The organism is Streptomyces canus (genome assembly GCF_001514145.1).
Lineage (GTDB): Bacteria > Actinomycetota > Actinomycetes > Streptomycetales > Streptomycetaceae > Streptomyces > Streptomyces canus.
Map to the genome: position 1 here is coordinate 72,501 of NZ_KQ948659.1, position 16,440 is coordinate 88,940.

Here is a 16,440-nt window from a genome sequence, read left to right on the forward strand (position 1 = left end):
CTGTGCGGTTCGTCGCGAGTGATCACTCGACCGTCGTCACTCTTTCGATGAACGGTTCATGCCAGGGGAATGCGAATCCCAAGAAGAGCCCAATTAACCTAATGACAAAGCCATTTGAGGATTAAGACGCTGCGAAGACCGAGGGATAACCCTAAGCGACCCTCTAGGAACGCGCTTTCGCGCCCCGCTCCTTCAACATGCCCGCCATCAGGTCGATCTCCGACTGCTGCGCGTCGACCATCCCTTGCGCGAGCCGCTTCTCCACACCGACCGTGCACCTTTCGACACAGCCCTTCGCCATGTGGATGCCGCCCTGGTGATGGTCCGTCATCAACTGCAGATAGAAGATCTCGGCCTGCTTGCCGTTCAGCGTGCCCAGCTTCTTCATCTCGCTGTCGGTCGCCATGCCCGGCATCAGCGAACCCTCGCCCGCCGACGGCATGTCGCCCATGTCCATCCACGTCATCGGCGGATCCGCCGACACCTTCGGCAGCTCCCACAGATCCAGCCAGCCCAGCAGCATCCCGCGCTGGTTGGCCTGCGTCTGCGCGATGTCGTAGGCGAGCCGCCGCACCTCGACGTCCTTGGTGTGATCGCGCACGATGTACGACATCTCGACGGCCTGCTGATGGTGTACGGCCATGTCACGCGCGAAACCGGCGTCCGCGGACCCGGCGGACGGGGTGTCGGCCGAGCCGCCGTCCTCGGCCACGGCGTAGGTGATCGCGCCGGCCGCGACGAGCACGCCCGCCACGGCGACGGCCACTCCCGCGAACCTCACTGCGACAGACCGCTCGTGCACGCCGCGCCCGGCTCGGGCGTCTGGGCGCCCTGCACGAACTTCTCGAAGAACTTGTCGACGTTCGGGTCGTTCGCCCCCGTCACCGTCCGCTGGTGGCCCCACGCCGACAGCATGATCGGGTCCTTCTGCTTGTCGTCGGGGCTCATCAGCGTGTACGGCGTCTTCTTCACCTTCGCCGCGAGCGCCTCGACGTCGGACTTCTTGGCCTTGTCGGTGTACGTCACCCAGACCGCGCCGTGCTCCAGCGAGTGCACGGCGTTCATGTTGTTGAGCGCCTTGGCGTAGACGTCGCCGTTGCAGTTCATCCAGACCTGGTTGTGGTCACCGCCGACCGGCGGCTCCATCGGGTAGTCCACCGTCTTGGCGACATGGTTGCGGCCCAGCGTGCCCTTCCAGGTCTTCACACCGTCGGAGCCCGTGACGAAGTGCCCCTTCCCCTTGCCGTCGGCCGCCGTGCCGTCGTCGGACTGCGACTGCACCAGCACGATGCCGCCGACGACCAGACCGGCGACGACGACCACGCTCGCGGCGATCGTGAGGATCCGGTTGCGGCGCTCTCTGGCCTGTTCGGCGCGCCGCATCTCCTCTATGCGCGCCTTGCGTGCCGCGGCGGTGCTCTTCTTGGCGGAACCCATGAGGTGTGTCCTTCTGGGGGAAAGGGGCGGGTCGGATGGTGACGATCGGTCTGCTGATCGTAGTGGGGCGGGGGTGACTTCTCGCAGGGAGCCCACAGGAAACCCGGGCGCGGGGTGAGACGGGGAGGGCCGGGCATTACGTATGACGGTCCGAGCAGGCAAGATGGGCGGCAGAGCAGTACATCCGCCGCACGTGAGGCGTTCACTCCCGGGTCGCCGGGACGATCAAGGTCGGCAACGCGCACGAAATGCTGTTGTGGTGTGATGCTCAGGTGCCCGACCGCCTCCTGCGGGACACGGAGACAGGCGGCCTGACCAGCAAGGATGGGGAAGCGGAAGATGGACAAGCAGCAGGAGTTCGTGCTCCGGACCTTGGAGGAACGCGACATCCGGTTCGTACGTCTGTGGTTCACGGACGTGCTGGGCTTCCTCAAGTCCGTGGCCGTGGCCCCGGCGGAGCTGGAGCAGGCCTTCGACGAGGGAATCGGGTTCGACGGCTCCGCGATCGAGGGCTTCGCGCGCGTATACGAGTCCGACATGATCGCCAAGCCGGACCCGTCGACCTTCCAGGTCCTTCCGTGGCGGGCCGAGGCCCCCGGTACGGCCCGGATGTTCTGCGACATCCTCATGCCGGACGGCTCCCCGTCCTTCGCGGACCCCAGGTATGTGCTGAAGCGCGCCCTGGCCCGCACCTCCGACCTGGGCTTCACGTTCTACACCCACCCGGAGATCGAGTTCTTCCTGCTGAAGGACCGCCCGCTGGACGGCTCGCGCCCGACCCCGGCCGACAACTCCGGCTACTTCGACCACACCCCCCAGAACATCGGCATGGACTTCCGCCGCCAGGCGATCACCATGCTGGAGTCGATGGGCATCTCGGTCGAGTTCTCCCACCACGAGGGCGCCCCGGGCCAGCAGGAGATCGACCTCCGCTACGCCGACGCGCTCTCCACGGCGGACAACATCATGACGTTCCGCCTGGTCATGAAGCAGGTGGCGCTGGAGCAGGGCGTCCAGGCGACCTTCATGCCGAAGCCGTTCTCCGAGCACCCCGGCAGCGGCATGCACACGCACCTCTCCCTCTTCGAGGGCGACCGCAACGCGTTCTACGAGTCGGGCGCGGAGTACCAGCTCTCCAAGGTCGGCCGCTCCTTCATCGCGGGCCTGCTCAAGCACGCGGCGGAGATCGCGGCGGTCACCAACCAGTGGGTGAACTCGTACAAGCGCATCTGGGGCGGCTCCGAGCGCACCGCGGGCGCCGGCGGCGAGGCCCCCTCCTACATCTGCTGGGGCCACAACAACCGCTCCGCCCTGGTCCGCGTCCCGATGTACAAGCCCGGCAAGACCGGCTCGGCCCGTATCGAGGTCCGCTCCATCGACTCCGGCGCCAACCCGTACCTGGCGTACGCCCTGCTCCTGGCCGCCGGCCTCAAGGGCGTCGAGGAGGGCTACGAGCTCCCGCCGGGCGCCGAGGACGACGTCTGGGCCCTCTCCAACTCCGAGCGCCGCGCCATGGGCATCGAGCCCCTGCCCCAGAACCTGGGCGAGGCCCTCACCCTGATGGAGCGCAGCGACCTGGTGGCCGAGACCCTGGGCGAGCACGTCTTTGACTTCTTCCTCCGGAACAAGCGGCAGGAGTGGGAGGAGTACCGCAGCGAGGTCACGGCCTTCGAGCTGCGGAAGAACCTGCCGGTGCTGTAGACGCAGGTCGGGGCGGGTTGCCTGCCCTTTCGGCGCGTGGGGCTGACGATCGCGGACCGTCGGCCCCGCCGCGATCCGGCCTCGGAGGGCCCTTCAGCGCCTGGTCTCGTACCTGGTCAGCATGATGCCCTCGGGAAACGTCCGGGTCTCCACCAGGCTCAGGTTCACCCAGTTGTCCAGGGCGGTGAAGAACGGCGTGCCGCCACCCACCAGGACCGGATGGGCGACGATCACGTACTCGTCGATCAGCCCGGCCCGCATGGCCGCCGCGGCGAGTGTGGCACCGCCGATGTCCATGGGCCCGCCGTCGTCGGCCTTGAGCCTGGTGATCTCGGTGACCGCGTCGCCGGTGACCAGACGGGTGTTCCAGTCGACCGTGCTGGTCTTGGAGGAGAACACCACCTTCGGCATGTCCCGCCAGCGGCCGGCGTACTCGATCGCCGGCGGTGTGGCACCCGGCTGCTTGTCGGCGGTCGGCCAGTGGGAGCTCATCGTCTCCCACAGCTTGCGCCCGTACAGCGCCAGGCCGGTCGCGTCCACCCGGTCCGACCACCACTGGAACAGCTCGTCGCTCGGCACGCCCCAGCCGAGGTCGTCGCCGGGCGCGGCGATGTAGCCGTCCAGGCTCATGTTCATGGCGAAGGTCAGTTTCCGCATGGCGTCAGCCTCCCGTGAGTCGGTATGCGGCGTGCCGAAGGGGCGCGGCGGACCGCGCCCCTTCCGCGGTTGCTACTGCGCCGCCTGCTGGGCCAGTACCTGGTGCAGCGGCTCCGTCTCGCGGCGCTTGTACTCCTGGATCGCCCAGCCGTTGCCGTCCGGGTCCTTGAAGTACATGAACGTGGCGCCGTCCTGCGGGGCGAACTGGACCGGTTCGCTCACGTCCAGGCCGCGGGAGGTGAGTTCCTCGTACGCCGCCTTCGCGTCCGTCACACACAGTTGCATGCCGTGGTACGTCCCGGGCTGCGGGGCTCCCGTCGGCACCTGGAGGCCGTCCACCAAGGCGATGGAACAGCCGGAGCCGGGCGGGGTCAGCTGGCAGATGCGGACCCCCTCCATCACCTCGCCGTCCAGATCCACGTGGAAGCCGACCTTGTCCCGGTAGAACTCCTTGGCGCGGTCGACGTCCGTGACCGGCAGCAGGATCACTTCGAGGCTCATGTCCATGGCGTGACTCCCTTGTCGACGTCAGTGCATAGGGCCGTTCTCAGAAGCGCCACCGCGTCTGGCTGAACGGCTGCCCCTTACCGAAGCCGAAAACCGTGCGCGGCGCCACCGCATAGACAAGGGCGTGTCCCGGTCCGTGGTGGAAGGAGCCGTCCCTCACCTCGAAGCGCCAGAAGTCGCCGTACTTCGCCTCCCACGCGGCGGCCAGCTCCCTCAGACGAGTGTCGTCGGACACCCGCACCGCCTCGCCCTCCACCACCAGGTCGTAGCCCTTGTCCCAGATGTTGGTGCCGGTCGTCAGCGTCACGTGCGCGTTGTGCGCGAGGTTCTTCGCCTTGCGTTCCTCGGGGCCGGTGCAGAAGTGCAGCGCCCCGTGCGCCCATACTCCCGGCAAGGGCGTGACGTGCGGGCGCCCGTCCGGTCGTACCGTCGAGATCCAGAACAGTTCGGCGGCGGCCAGCAGCGACTCGGCGTCGGCCCAGGAGTGCGCCGTCGCGTCGGGGTCGCTGTAGCGGGGGTCGAGATGGGTCTCGGGTTCCTTCTCGGTCATCAAAGAGCCTCCGGCTCGGGGAACACCCGGGCCACCGCGGCGGTCCGGCTCGACACTCCCAGTCTGCCGAAGGCGTTCTCCAGATGCTTGCGTACGGTGCTGGGGGAGACGACGAGCTGTGCGGCGATCTGCGCTGTGCCCATGCCGAGGGCCACGCAGCGCAGCACGTCCAGTTCGCGGTGGGTGAGGTGGACGGGCTCCCTGCGACGGCGGGCGGCGTCCTTGTAGAGCTCGTACAGGTGCGGGGCCAGCATCCGCAGAGTCGTCATCTCGTGGTCGGTGAAGGCCTTCCCGTCCTCCCGGAAGAGCTGGAAGACGCGGGTGCGGTTCGGCGCGGTCGGCAGGGCGACGCACGCGATGGTCGGGTGCGGGGCGAGGAACTCCGTGTAGATGGGGAGTCTCCGCAGCTCGCGGACCGAGCGGAAGTCGGCCATCTGCGTCGTCTCGGGAGTGTCGTGGGGCCGGGAGACCTGGGTGCACTGGGTGTGCTGGTGCCGCCAGCGCCAGTACGCGTCCATGTCGAGGTCCGCGTCCTCGTCGCCTATTTCCTGGGCGTTGAGCGGTCTCCTGGTGGAGATGTCCAGCTCGCTGAAGCTCGCGGCGTCGCACGGGATGAGCCGCATCAGCGCCGGTAACAGGCACGTCGGCGGCACTCCGCCGCTCGCGAGATCCTGCCGGGCCTCCTCCAGCACGTCCGCCATGCGGCGCAGATGGGCCTCGGCGGTGGTGTGGGGTGGGGTCATGTCGGCCTCCCCGGGCCGCTTCGGATGCCTGGACCGACGCTACGCCCGACGCGTCCGGGCCACCCCGGGATTCGCCAAATGACGAATGGGCCACGGGCCTGAAAGCGCGCACGCTCGTCTCGGACGACCGGTCCGGCCGCCCGCAGACACGGAGGCAGCTCATGCGCTCACATCCGCACCGACCCGCGGCCCCGGTCGCGGGCGTCGTTCCCCTGGCCCTGGCCCTCGCCCTGCTGGCCACCGGCTGCGAGGCGTCGACCACCCCTACCGCCACCGACGACACATTCGCTTCGGTACGGTTCACGCTGGGCGCCCGCGGAGACATCCAGGTCGCCGGCACATCCCGTACGGCGGTCACCCGGGCCGGGGACCGCACGGTGACCGGGGGCCGCGCGTACCCGTTCGACCGGCCTCCCGGCAAGCTGCTCGTGGTGCTGCGGCACTGGCCGTCAGGGGTGCGCGCGGCACGCGACGGGGTACGCCTGCTGCCGCCGCCGGACGACGCCACGATCGAGAGCGCCTACCTCGTCGACACCGGCGACTGGGCGCTGGCCGAGCTCGACGGTCACCCGGTGCAGTGGCTGCGCCGCGACACGATCCGCGTCGACACGACGAAGGCGGGCGCCGTGGGACGCACCCACCTCACCCTGTCCGGACCGCGCGGGAGTCGGCCCGGACGGGTCACGCCGCCGGACGCCCGTGCGTGCGACGGCGTCGACCCGGCCGTGAACCGGTACGTCGTCCTCCCGGAGGTCGAGTCGGGCGCGGCCGTCCCGGAGGTCCTCGCGCGGCTGCGCGAGCGGTGCCTCGACGTCCAGTACGTCTCCATGCCCGGCGGTGGCCACCGGGGCACCGTGCGGTCGATCGAGATACCGGTCGCCGGCCACACGGCCCCGGTGGCCGAGCTGCCCCCCACCGACGACAGCCCCGCCCAGGGCCGCCTACCGGGCGACAAGATCCTCACGGACCCGTCCCGACCGACGAGGGTGCTGGTGACCCGCTGACGCGCCCGCGCGGCGGCCTCCGGCCGGGAACCCGCGGTGGGTGCCGCGCGGGAGTTCCTCGGCCGGGGATCGCCCGTCCGTGACCCGCCGGGGCTTCTGCCCGGGGGCACCCGCCTCTGCCCTGCCAGGATTCCTGCCCGATGGTCACATGTCCCCGCCCTGCCGATGTTCCGGTCCGCTCGCGCCCGGGTTCCTTGCGTGGGAGTCGGGCGTGTGTGCCTCGTCGGGGTTTCTGCGCGGGGTCACTCGCTTCTGTCCTGCCGGTGTTCCGGTCCGCTCGCGCCCGGGTTCCTTGCGTGGGAGTCGGGCGTGCGAGTCCCGCCGGGGCTTCTGGCCGCGGGGGCACTCACCTCGGCCCTGCCGGCGGTTCCTGTCCAGGGATCGCCCGCCCCCGCCCTGTCGGGGTTCCGGTCCGCTCGCGCCCGGGGTCCTCCTTGCCCGGGAATCCGCCGGCCGTGACCCGCCGGAGCCCCCGCCCGGAGTCACCCGCCTCCGCCCCGCCTGGGCTCCCGCCCCGGAATTGCCCGGTTTGCGCCCTCTCGGGGCCCTCAGCAGGGATCACCCATCCGCCCCCGCCGCGACCCTCTACCCAGATAACCCGCCACCGCCGCGACCCCCACCGAGGATCACCCCCACCCCGGCCCCCGCCGAGCCCCCACCCACAAATCCAGCCATCCGCGCCCCGGCGCTCATCCCCAACTCTCCGGTTAGGCTCAATCGATACGACCTTGATCGGACGGGAGGCCGGGGATGACGGCGGCGCCGGGGCGCAGGAGCAGTACCTTCACGCGGCTTCTGCGGCACGGTTTCACCGATCCGTCGGCCGCCGAGCGGCTGCTGGACAGCGGCGAGCTGAGCGGCGTACGCAATGACCCGGTGCTGCTGGAGGCGCTCGGCGCGACCGCCGACCCCGACCTCGCCCTGCACGGTTTCGTACGGCTGCTGGAGGTGCAGCCCGGCCGGGAGCTGCTCGACACCGTGATAGCGGCGAAGCCGTTGCGCGACCGGCTGCTCGGGGTGCTCGGCGCGTCCGCCGCCCTCGCCGAGCATCTCGCCCGGCACCCCGGCGACTGGCAGGCCCTCGTCACCTACGAGCCGCGCGATCTGCACCCCGGAGTCGAGGAGTTCGAGCGCGGGCTCGCCGAGGCCACCGACCCCGTCACCCTGCGCGTCGCCTACCGCCGCTGCCTGCTGTCGATCGCCGCCCGTGACGTGTGCGGCACCACCGACCTCGCCGAGACCGCCGCCGAACTCGCCGACCTCGCCACCGCGACCCTGCGCGCCGCGCTCGCCATAGCGCGGGCGGCCGCACCCGACGACGCCGCGCTGTGCCGGCTCGCGGTGATCGCGATGGGCAAGTGCGGGGGACACGAGCTGAACTACGTCTCCGACGTGGACGTGATCTTTGTCGGTGAGGCCGTCGACGGGGCCGACGAGGGCAAGGCCCTGCGCGCCGCCACCAAGCTCGCCTCGCACATGATGCGCGTCTGCTCCGAGACCACCGTCGAGGGGTCCATCTGGCCCGTCGACGCCAACCTGCGGCCCGAGGGCAGAAACGGCCCGCTCGTGCGCACCCTGGCCAGCCACCTCGCCTACTACCAGCGCTGGGCCAAGACCTGGGAGTTCCAGGCCCTCCTCAAGGCCCGCCCGGTCGCCGGCGACCTCGAACTGGGCGAGGAGTACGTCGCCGCCCTCGAACCCCTGGTCTGGAAGGCCGCCGAGCGCGAGAACTTCGTCGCCGACGTGCAGAAGATGCGGCGCCGGGTCGTGGAGAACATCCCCGTCGCCGAGCTCGACCGGCAACTGAAGCTCGGCCCCGGCGGTCTCAGGGACGTCGAATTCGCCGTACAGCTCCTGCAGTTGGTGCACGGCCGCGAGGACCGTTCACTGCGCAGCGGCACCACCCTCAACGCTCTCCAGGCCCTCGTCGCGGGCGGCTACGTCGGCCGTGCCGACGCGGCACAGCTCGACGAGGCCTACCGCTTCCTGCGGTCCATGGAGCACCGCATCCAGCTCTACCGGCTGCGCCGCACCCACCTGGTCCCCGAGGACGAGACCGACCTGCGCCGCCTCGGCCGCTCCCTCGGTCTGCGGGCCGACCCGGTGACCGAGCTGAACCGCGAGTGGAAGCGGCACACCTCCGTCGTACGACGCCTGCACGAGAAGCTGTTCTACCGGCCGCTGCTGGACGCAGTGGCCCAACTCGGCCCCGGCGAGATCAGGTTGAGTGCCGGCGCGGCGCGCGAGCGGCTGGTCGCGCTCGGCTACGCCGACCCGGCCTCCGCCCTGCGGCACCTGGAGGCCCTGGCCTCCGGCGTCAGCCGCAAGGCCGCCATCCAGCGCACTCTCCTTCCGGTCCTGCTGGGCTGGTTCGCCGAGTCCGCAGACCCGGACGCCGGACTGCTCAACTTCCGCAAGGTGTCCGACGCGTTGGGCAAGACCCCTTGGTACCTACGGCTGTTGAGGGACGAGGGCGCCGCCGCCGAGAACCTCGCACGCGTCCTGTCCGCCGGGCGCCTCGCCCCCGACCTGCTGATGCGCGCACCCGAAGCCGTGGCTCTCCTCGGGGACGGCGACGGCGGCGGCCTGGATCCGCGCGGGCGGGCCGGTCTCGAGCAGGAGATACTCTCCGCGGTCGGCCGCGCGGACGGCGCCGTCCAGGGCGTCACGGCGGCCCGTGGCGTCCGCCGCCGCGAACTCTTCCGTACGGCCGCCGCGGACATCGTCGGCTCCTACGGCACCGAGACCCAGCCGGCCGAGCCGGACCAGGGCGCCCTGGTGGAGCGCGTCGGCGCCGCCGTGTCCGACCTGACCGCCGCGACCCTCGCCGGCACCCTGCGCGCGGTCGTCCGGGAGGGCTGGGGCGACACCCTGCCCACCCGGTTCGCCGTCATCGGCATGGGCCGCTTCGGCGGTCACGAACTCGGCTACGGCTCCGACGCGGACGTCCTGTTCGTCCACGAGCCGCGCGAGGGCGTCGAGGAGCGGGAGGCCTCCGAGGCCGCCAACAAGGTCGTCTCCGAGATGCGCCGACTGCTCCAGATCCCGAGCGCCGACCCACCGCTGCTCATCGACGCCGACCTGCGCCCGGAGGGCAAGTCCGGGCCGCTGGTACGCACGTTGACGTCGTACGCGGCCTACTACCGCCGCTGGTCGCTGGTCTGGGAGTCACAGGCCCTGCTGCGGGCCGAACCGGTCGCCGGGGACGAGGAGTTGGGCCGCCGGTTCGTCGAACTGATCGACCCCCTGCGCTATCCGGCGGCGGGCCTCGGCGACGACGCCGTGCGCGAGATCCGGCGGCTGAAGGCGCGCATGGAGTCCGAGCGGATGCCTCGCGGCGCCGACCCCAAGCTGCACACCAAGCTCGGGCCCGGCGGACTGTCCGACGTCGAGTGGACGGTCCAGCTCCTCCAGATGCGGCACGGTGCCGGCGAGCCGGGGCTGCGTACGACTCGCACCCGTGCGGCACTTTCCGCCGCGCGGGCGGCCGGGCTGATCTCCGCGGAGGACACCCAGGTCCTCGACGAGGCGTGGGTGCTGGCTACGCGGGTGCGTAACGCCGTGATGCTGGTGCGGGGGCGGGCCGGGGACACGTTTCCTTCCGAGACGCGGGAACTTGCCGCTGTGGGGCGGTACTTGGGGTATGAGGCGGGGCATGTGGGGGACATGCTGGACGACTATCGGCGTACGGCTCGGCGGGCTCGGAGTGTGGTGGAGGAGTTGTTCTACGGAGCGTAGTGGGGTTTGTTCTTCGGCTGCGGGGCGGTGGGGGCTGGTCGCGCAGTTCCCCGCGCCCCTGTGGGGCGCGTCAGGGCCACGCCGGTCAGCACGATCGCCATGCCGATGAGCACGCGCGACCCCACTCGCTCGTCCAGCAGCACCGCGCCCAGGGTCACCGACACGACTGGCAGCAGGTAGCCGACCGTCGCCGCCGTCACCGGGCCCTCGTCCGCTATCAGGCGGTAGTTGAGGTAGAAGGTCACCCCCGTGCCCAGCACCCCCAGGGCCGTCACCGCCCCCAGCCCGATGAGGTCGGCGTCCACCGGGCCCGCCACCGGCACCGACAGCGTGGTCCACGCCGTAGCCATGAGGAGTTGGGCGGCGGAGTACGCCAACGGCCCCTGCCCGGAGGTGAGTTTGCGGGCCATGTACGCGAAGGCCACGGCGTAGCTCGCGGCGGCGGTCAGGAGGGCCAGGGCGCCCCAGGTCAGCAGACCCGAGCGGTGCCAGGGGGCGAAGATCAGCACGGTGCCTGCGAAGCCGAGGAGCAGGCCGGTCAGCCGTAGGGGGCGCAGGCCGCGGTCGGTGCCGAGCAGGACGCCGATCAGCAGGGACCACAGCGGGGTCGTCGCGTTCAGAACGCCCGCGACGCCGGAGTCGACGCTCTGCTCACCGACCGCGAACAGAGCGAACGGGATGGCGTTGCAGAACAGTGCGGCGACGATCAGATGGCCCCAGGTGGAGCGGGAGCGGGGCAGCCGCTGACCGGCCGCGCGGGCCAGGAGGAACAGCACAGCCGTGCCCAGCACGCACCGCGCGATGGTGATCTGGGCGGGGGAGAGGCCGTGGTCGAGGGCGAGCTTGATCCAGAGGAAGCCGGATCCCCAGAGGAGGGCGAGGGCGGCCATGCGGAGTGTGGAGGCGGGGGACATGTGCTCCACGGTCCCCGGCCAAACCCATCAGGACAAGTGAAAGATTCTGGATCTATCATTAAGCTGGAGTACATGCTTGATGTGCGACGGATGCAGATGCTGGCGGCCGTGGTGAGCAACGGCTCGGTGACGGCGGCCGCGGCCCGGCTCGGCTACACGCCCTCCGCGATCAGCCAGCAGGTGGCGGCACTGGAGAAGGAGGCCGGGACCGAGCTCCTCGAACGGGTCGGGCGGGGTGTGCGGCCCACGGCGGCCGGGCTGTTGCTCACGGAGTACGCGGACGCGATCGGCCGGCAGGTCGCCGAGGCGGAGACGGCCCTCGGTGACCTCCTGGCGGGCCGCACGGGCCGGCTCTCGGTGCGCTACTTCGCCACGGCCGGAGCCCGTCTGGTCGCCCCCGCGGTGGCGCGGCTGCGGGCCGAACACCCCGGCGTGCAGATCGACCTGAAGCTGACGGGACCCGACCCGCTGCCGGACGTGCGGGAGGGGCGGGCGGATCTCGCGCTGGTGGTGGGACCGTCGGACGAGGACGGCGTACGACTGCTGCATCTGCTCGACGACCCGTACCTGGCCGTGCTCCCCGCGGCGCATCCCCTCGCGGCCCGCCGATCGATCCGCCTGACCGACCTGGCCGACGAACCCTGGGTCGGCAGCGAGTGGCCCGGCCCCTGTCTGGAGGCCCAGCTCACCGCCTGTGCCACGGCGGGGTTCCACCCGCGCTTCGTCGTGGACAGCGAGGACTACGCCACGGCACAGGGCTTCGTGGCCGCGGGACTCGGGGTGACCCTGATCCCGCGACTGGGCCTCGGGGGCCGGCATCCGGACGTGGCGGTCCGGCAGATCCGGGGCCCGGAGCCGTCACGGGCGATCCACGCAGCCGTACGCGAGACCGCGCTCCCGCAACCGGCACTCGAGGCGTTCGTCGAGGCGCTCCGGGACGCGGCCGCGGGCTAGGGCGCCTGTCCGGCGGATGCCGACGTTGCCGGGTCTGGCACGCGCATCTGCACTGATCAGGCACCGTTGCTGGAAGTCGGCCCGATCCGCCGGACAGGCCCTGGTGTCCCGGCAGGCAGCGTCTGCCTGTCTGGGAGCGGCGTCCGCTGCGGCGAGTCGGGGCACCGCCTCTGCGGGAGCGTGCCGGGTGTCGCGACGGGGCGCGCGGTGCCTGTCGGGGCACCGGCTAGTGCTGCGGCGGGCCGCGGCGCGCGGCCTCGCGGAGCGGCGTCCACTGCGGCGAGTCGGGGCACCGCCTCTGCGGGAGCGTGCCCGGCGTCGCGACGGGGCGCGCGGTGCCTGTCGGGGCACCGGCTAGTGCTGCGGCGGGCCGCGGCGCGCGACCTCGCGGAGCGGCGTCCACTGCGGCGAGTCGGGGCACCGCCTCTGCGGGAGCGTGCCCGGCGTCGCGACGGGGCGCGCGGTGCCCGTCGGGGCACCGGCTAGGACTTGACGGGCCGGGGAGTGGCCTTCGCCTTCGGCGGTACCACTTTCGGCAACGTGTACGGCAGTGCCCCGTACCAGATCCGCGCCACCATGAAGCCGAACATCAGGCACAGGATGCCGCCGACCGCGTCGAGCCAGAAGTGGTTGGCGGTGGCGACGATGACCAGGAGCGTCGCCGTCGGGTAGAGGAGGCCCAGGACGCGTACCCACGGCACCGACGCCAGCGCGAAGATCGTCAGGCCGCACCACAGGGACCAGCCGATGTGCATGGACGGCATCGCGGCGTACTGGTTGGACATGTGCTTCAGGTCGCCGGAGGCCATCGAGCCCCAGGTCTGGTGGACCATGACCGTGTCGACGAAGTTGCCGCCATTCATCAACCGCGGGGGTGCCAGCGGATACAGATAGTAACCGACCAGCGCCACACCCGTGGTCGCGAAGAGCACCAGACGCGTCGCCGCGTAGCGGCCGGGGTGGCTGCGGTAGAGCCAGACCAGGACGCTCAGCGTCACGATGAAGTGCAGCGTCGCGTAGTAGTAGTTCATGCCGACGACGAGCCAAGTCACGGAGTTCACCGCATGGTTGACGGACTCCTCGACCGCGATGCCCAGATGGTGCTCCATCCGCCAGATCCAGTCGGCGTTGCGCAGCGCCTCCGTCTTCTGCTCCGGCACCGCGTTGCGGACCTGTGAGTACGTCCAGTAACTCACCGCGATCAACAGGATCTCGAACCAGATGCGCGGGCGGCGCGGGGTGCGCAGGCGGCGGAGGAGAGCCGGCCGGTCCGCGGCCGTGAGGGAGTCCGGAGCGGCCGCGGTCCCGCGGTCTTCCAGGCTGGTCACGGTCGAGTCACCCATAGACATGAAGTCTGCCAGAAATGCCTTACCCCACCGATCATCCCGCGGTCGGGTTCGGGTCGCATGTCCTACGACGGGAAGACTGTCCCGTTCTCCTACCAGCGCACGGGTGAAAGCCCGGCGTCTCCGCCCTACGGACGAGTGCGATCCCCAGGTGCCGAAGCCGTCGAACCCCGCACCACCAGCTCCGGCATGAACACGAACTCGCTGTGCGGCGCGGGCGTTCCGCCGATCTCCTCCAGCAACGTCCGTACCGCCGCCTGCCCCATGGCCGGCACCGGCTTGCGGATCGTTGTCAGCGGCGGGTCGGTGAAGGCGATCAGCGGGGAGTCGTCGAACCCCACGACCGAGACGTCCCGCGGCACTTCCAGCCCCCGCTGCCGGGCCGCCCGTATCGCGCCCAGCGCCATCATGTCGCTCGCGCACACCACCGCCGTGCAGTCCCGCTCGATGAGCGCCGAAGCGGCCGCCTGTCCGCCCTCCAGGGTGTACAGCGAGTGCTGGACCAGGTCCTCCTCGACGGTCGCCGCGGCCAGCCCGAGCAGGTCCTGCATGGTGCGGACGAAGCCCTCGATCTTGCGCTGGACGGGCACGAAGCGCTTCGGGCCGAGGGCGAGGCCGATCCGCTTGTGCCCCAGCGACACCAGATGCGTCACCGCCAGCGACATCGCCGCGCGGTCGTCGGGGGAGATGAACGGCGCCTGCACCTTCGGCGAGAACCCGTCCACGAGCACGTACGGCACGCCCTGCGCCCGCAGCTGCTCATAGCGCTGCATGTCCGCGGAGGTGTCCGCGTGCAGCCCGGAGACGAAGATGATGCCCGCCACGCCCCGGTCGACGAGCATCTCCGTGAGCTCGTCCTCCGTGGAGCCGCCCGGGGTCTGGGTGGCGAGGACCGGGGTGTAGCCCTGCCGGGTCAGCGCCTGGCCGATCACCTGGGCGAGGGCCGGGAATATCGGGTTCTCCAGCTCCGGGGTGATCAGGCCCACCAGGCCCTCGCTGCGCTGCCGCAGCCGGACCGGGCGTTCGTAGCCCAGTACGTCGAGTGCGGCCAGCACGGACTGGCGGGTGGTGGCGGCGACACCCGGCTTCCCGTTGAGGACGCGGCTGACGGTCGCTTCGCTCACGCCCGCCTGAGCAGCGATGTCGGCTAGCCGTGTGGTCACGGCACCGGACTGTACCGGCCGTATCGTCATCGCGGTCCCTCTGTTCTGGTCGGTGCCCTCTGTCCCGTAAGGGGATGATTCCCGTCCGGGAGGGGGATGGCAAGAGCTTGCAGAGTCTTGCACAACCCGTAGTCGTCCCGCTCAGCCCCGTAAAACAAGGGTCTCGTGACGGTCGACAAGGGATCACGACGGGGTAACTTCCGCAGCCTCTTGCACTTTTTTGCTGCAAGCTCTTTCGCAAGCCTTGCATCGCTGTTACGTTCCCACTCGCCCGGCGGCCGCAAAGGCGCAGTCGGCAGACGGGGAGGGCAGACGGGACCTCTCCCCGCAGCACACGGGCTTTCACCCTCAAGGAGAACTCATGCGGCGTGGCATAGCGGCCACCGCGTTGGTGGCGTCTTTCGCCCTCGCGGCGACGGCCTGCGGCGGAAGTGACAGCGGCGACAAGGCCGACGGTCCGGTGACCATCACCTGGTGGGACACCTCCAACGCCACCAATGAGGCGCCGACGTACCAGGCCCTGATCAAGGACTTCGAGGCCGCCAACAAGGGCATCAAGGTCAAGTACGTCAACGTGCCCTTCGACCAGGCGCAGAACAAGTTCGACACCGCCGCCGGCGCCAGCGGGGCCCCCGACGTGCTGCGCTCCGACGTCGGCTGGACCCCCGCCTTCGCCAAGAAGGGTTATTTCCTGCCCCTCGACGGCACCGAGGCCCTCGCCGACCAGGCCAAGTTCAAGCCGAACCTGATCAAGCAGGCCCAGTACGACGGCAAGACCTACGGCGTGCCGTTCGTCACCGACACCCTCGCCCTGGTCTACAACAAGCAGCTCTTCGAGAAGGCCGGCGTCGAGGCCCCCAAGACCTGGGACGACCTGAAGGCCGCCGCCGCCACGATCAAGTCGAAGACCGGCGTCGACGGCTACTGGGGCTCCACCGCTGCCTACTACGCCCAGACTTTCCTCTACGGCGAGGGCACCGACACCGTCGACGCCGCCGCCAAGAAGATCACGGTGAACTCGGACGCCGCCAAGAAGGGCTACGGCACCTGGCTGAGCCTCTTCTCCGGCAAGGGCCTGCACAAGGCCGACACCACCGCCGACGCCTACGCCCACATCCAGGACGCGTTCGTCAACGGCAAGGTCGCCGCGATCATCCAGGGCCCGTGGGAGATCACCAACTTCTACAAGGGCACGGCCTTCACGGACAAGAACAACCTCGGCATCGCCACCGTCCCGGCCGGCTCCAGCGGCAAGGCGGGCGCCCCGACCGGCGGCCACAACCTCTCGGTCTACGCCGGCTCGGACTCCGCCCACCAGAAGGCGGCCGAGAAGTTCGTGGGCTTCATGACCTCCGCGAAGTCGCAGACGCAGATCGCGCTGAAGAACTCCACGCTGCCCACCCGCGACGACGCCTACACCGCCGAGGTCAAGGCCGACCCGGGCATCGCCGGATACCAGTCGGTCCTCTCCTCCGCCCAGCCGCGCGTGGCCCTGCCGGAGTACAGCTCGCTGCTGACCCCGCTGGACACCGAACTGCTCAAGATCGCCGGTGGCAAGGAGTCCCTGGACAAGGGCCTGAGCAACGCGGAGACCGCCCTCGCCAAGCTGGTGCCCGACTTCAGCAAGTGAGCCCGTGTGGTCGCCGGATCTCCCGGTCATGGGGGGAGGGATCCGGCGGCCACCGGCCTGTGCCCGGCCACACCGGCCGGCCGCTCGGCCCAGCCA

General features: G+C 70.6%; 14 protein-coding genes. 5 read left to right on the plus strand and 9 right to left on the minus strand.

Annotation, left to right across the window (positions count from 1 at the left end):
• Positions 1-163 precede the first annotated feature (163 nt).
• The gene (locus tag AQJ46_RS13995) at positions 164-766 is read right to left on the minus strand and encodes a DUF305 domain-containing protein (protein WP_208616934.1); all 603 of its coding nucleotides are present in this window, start codon (positions 764-766) and stop codon (positions 164-166) included.
• A gap of 11 nt (positions 767-777) precedes the next feature.
• A complete protein-coding gene (locus AQJ46_RS14000) occupies positions 778-1,437 on the minus strand; it encodes a DUF3105 domain-containing protein (RefSeq protein ID WP_059205927.1) in 660 nt (219 codons plus the stop codon).
• Positions 1,438-1,776: 339 nt separating this feature from the next.
• On the opposite strand from AQJ46_RS14000, the gene glnA reads away from it, so the two are divergent.
• Complete coding sequence (glnA, locus tag AQJ46_RS14005) at positions 1,777-3,138, plus strand: type I glutamate--ammonia ligase (RefSeq protein WP_057611816.1); 1,362 nt, start codon at positions 1,777-1,779, stop codon at positions 3,136-3,138.
• Positions 3,139-3,231: 93 nt separating this feature from the next.
• Here the strand turns inward: glnA and AQJ46_RS14010 are convergent, their stop codons facing one another.
• From AQJ46_RS14010 to AQJ46_RS14025, 4 genes are all read right to left on the minus strand, one after another.
• A complete protein-coding gene (locus AQJ46_RS14010) occupies positions 3,232-3,795 on the minus strand; it encodes a dihydrofolate reductase family protein (RefSeq protein WP_059205928.1) in 564 nt (187 codons plus the stop codon).
• A gap of 72 nt (positions 3,796-3,867) precedes the next feature.
• On the minus strand, positions 3,868-4,302 hold the full coding sequence (locus AQJ46_RS14015) for a VOC family protein (RefSeq protein ID WP_057611706.1): 435 nt from the start codon (positions 4,300-4,302) through the stop codon (positions 3,868-3,870).
• 40 nt (positions 4,303-4,342) lie between these two features.
• Positions 4,343-4,852 carry a pyridoxamine 5'-phosphate oxidase family protein gene (locus tag AQJ46_RS14020; RefSeq protein ID WP_059205929.1) on the minus strand — a complete coding sequence of 170 codons (510 nt, stop codon included), beginning with the start codon at positions 4,850-4,852 and terminating at the stop codon, positions 4,343-4,345.
• Complete coding sequence (locus tag AQJ46_RS14025) at positions 4,852-5,595, minus strand: helix-turn-helix transcriptional regulator (RefSeq protein ID WP_059205930.1); 744 nt, start codon at positions 5,593-5,595, stop codon at positions 4,852-4,854. The genes AQJ46_RS14020 and AQJ46_RS14025 overlap by 1 nt, the downstream gene beginning before the upstream one ends.
• A 161-nt stretch (positions 5,596-5,756) precedes the next feature.
• On the opposite strand from AQJ46_RS14025, the gene AQJ46_RS14030 reads away from it, so the two are divergent.
• On the plus strand, positions 5,757-6,599 hold the full coding sequence (locus AQJ46_RS14030) for a hypothetical protein (RefSeq protein WP_059205931.1): 843 nt from the start codon (positions 5,757-5,759) through the stop codon (positions 6,597-6,599).
• A 750-nt stretch (positions 6,600-7,349) separates the two neighbouring features.
• Positions 7,350-10,337, plus strand: coding sequence for a bifunctional [glutamine synthetase] adenylyltransferase/[glutamine synthetase]-adenylyl-L-tyrosine phosphorylase (locus AQJ46_RS14035; RefSeq protein WP_059205932.1), 2,988 nt, complete (start codon positions 7,350-7,352; stop codon positions 10,335-10,337).
• Here the strand turns inward: AQJ46_RS14035 and AQJ46_RS14040 are convergent.
• Positions 10,325-11,251, minus strand: a complete 927-nt coding sequence (locus tag AQJ46_RS14040) for a DMT family transporter (protein WP_059205933.1) — start codon at positions 11,249-11,251, stop codon at positions 10,325-10,327. The two genes, AQJ46_RS14035 and AQJ46_RS14040, sit on opposite strands and share 13 nt — an antisense overlap.
• Before the next feature lie 72 nt (positions 11,252-11,323).
• Here AQJ46_RS14040 and AQJ46_RS14045 point away from each other — a divergent pair, with 72 nt between their 5' ends.
• On the plus strand, positions 11,324-12,205 hold the full coding sequence (locus AQJ46_RS14045; RefSeq protein ID WP_059205934.1) for a LysR family transcriptional regulator: 882 nt from the start codon (positions 11,324-11,326) through the stop codon (positions 12,203-12,205).
• A 482-nt stretch (positions 12,206-12,687) separates the two neighbouring features.
• Here AQJ46_RS14045 and AQJ46_RS14050 read toward each other — a convergent pair whose 3' ends face one another.
• Together AQJ46_RS14050 and AQJ46_RS14055 are read right to left on the minus strand one after the other, a co-directional pair.
• The gene (locus AQJ46_RS14050; RefSeq protein WP_059205935.1) at positions 12,688-13,548 is read right to left on the minus strand and encodes a phosphatase PAP2 family protein; all 861 of its coding nucleotides are present in this window, start codon (positions 13,546-13,548) and stop codon (positions 12,688-12,690) included.
• Positions 13,549-13,679: 131 nt separating this feature from the next.
• Positions 13,680-14,714: a LacI family DNA-binding transcriptional regulator gene (locus tag AQJ46_RS14055; RefSeq protein WP_263972870.1), complete on the minus strand. Its 1,035-nt coding sequence runs from the start codon at positions 14,712-14,714 to the stop codon at positions 13,680-13,682.
• A 361-nt stretch (positions 14,715-15,075) separates the two neighbouring features.
• Between AQJ46_RS14055 and AQJ46_RS14060 the strand changes: the two genes are divergently transcribed.
• Positions 15,076-16,344 (plus strand): extracellular solute-binding protein, encoded by a 1,269-nt coding sequence (locus AQJ46_RS14060; RefSeq protein ID WP_059205937.1) that lies wholly within the window; start codon positions 15,076-15,078, stop codon positions 16,342-16,344.
• The last annotated feature ends 96 nt before the right edge of the window (positions 16,345-16,440 follow it).

Bases quoted from the DNA above. Each gene is read 5' to 3' on its own strand.
- AQJ46_RS14060 (WP_059205937.1), top strand. From the start codon at position 15,076: ATGCGGCGTGGCATAGCGGCCACCGCGTTGGTGGCGTCTTTCGCCCTC.
- AQJ46_RS14050 (WP_059205935.1), bottom strand. From the start codon at position 13,548: ATGGGTGACTCGACCGTGACCAGCCTGGAAGACCGCGGGACCGCGGCC.
- AQJ46_RS14040 (WP_059205933.1), bottom strand. From the start codon at position 11,251: ATGTCCCCCGCCTCCACACTCCGCATGGCCGCCCTCGCCCTCCTCTGG.
- AQJ46_RS14035 (WP_059205932.1), top strand. From the start codon at position 7,350: ATGACGGCGGCGCCGGGGCGCAGGAGCAGTACCTTCACGCGGCTTCTG.
- AQJ46_RS14020 (WP_059205929.1), bottom strand. From the start codon at position 4,852: ATGACCGAGAAGGAACCCGAGACCCATCTCGACCCCCGCTACAGCGAC.
- AQJ46_RS14000 (WP_059205927.1), bottom strand. From the start codon at position 1,437: ATGGGTTCCGCCAAGAAGAGCACCGCCGCGGCACGCAAGGCGCGCATA.
- AQJ46_RS14015 (WP_057611706.1), bottom strand. From the start codon at position 4,302: ATGGACATGAGCCTCGAAGTGATCCTGCTGCCGGTCACGGACGTCGAC.
- AQJ46_RS14010 (WP_059205928.1), bottom strand. From the start codon at position 3,795: ATGCGGAAACTGACCTTCGCCATGAACATGAGCCTGGACGGCTACATC.
- glnA (WP_057611816.1), top strand. From the start codon at position 1,777: ATGGACAAGCAGCAGGAGTTCGTGCTCCGGACCTTGGAGGAACGCGAC.
- AQJ46_RS14025 (WP_059205930.1), bottom strand. From the start codon at position 5,595: ATGACCCCACCCCACACCACCGCCGAGGCCCATCTGCGCCGCATGGCG.
- AQJ46_RS14030 (WP_059205931.1), top strand. From the start codon at position 5,757: ATGCGCTCACATCCGCACCGACCCGCGGCCCCGGTCGCGGGCGTCGTT.
- AQJ46_RS14045 (WP_059205934.1), top strand. From the start codon at position 11,324: ATGCTTGATGTGCGACGGATGCAGATGCTGGCGGCCGTGGTGAGCAAC.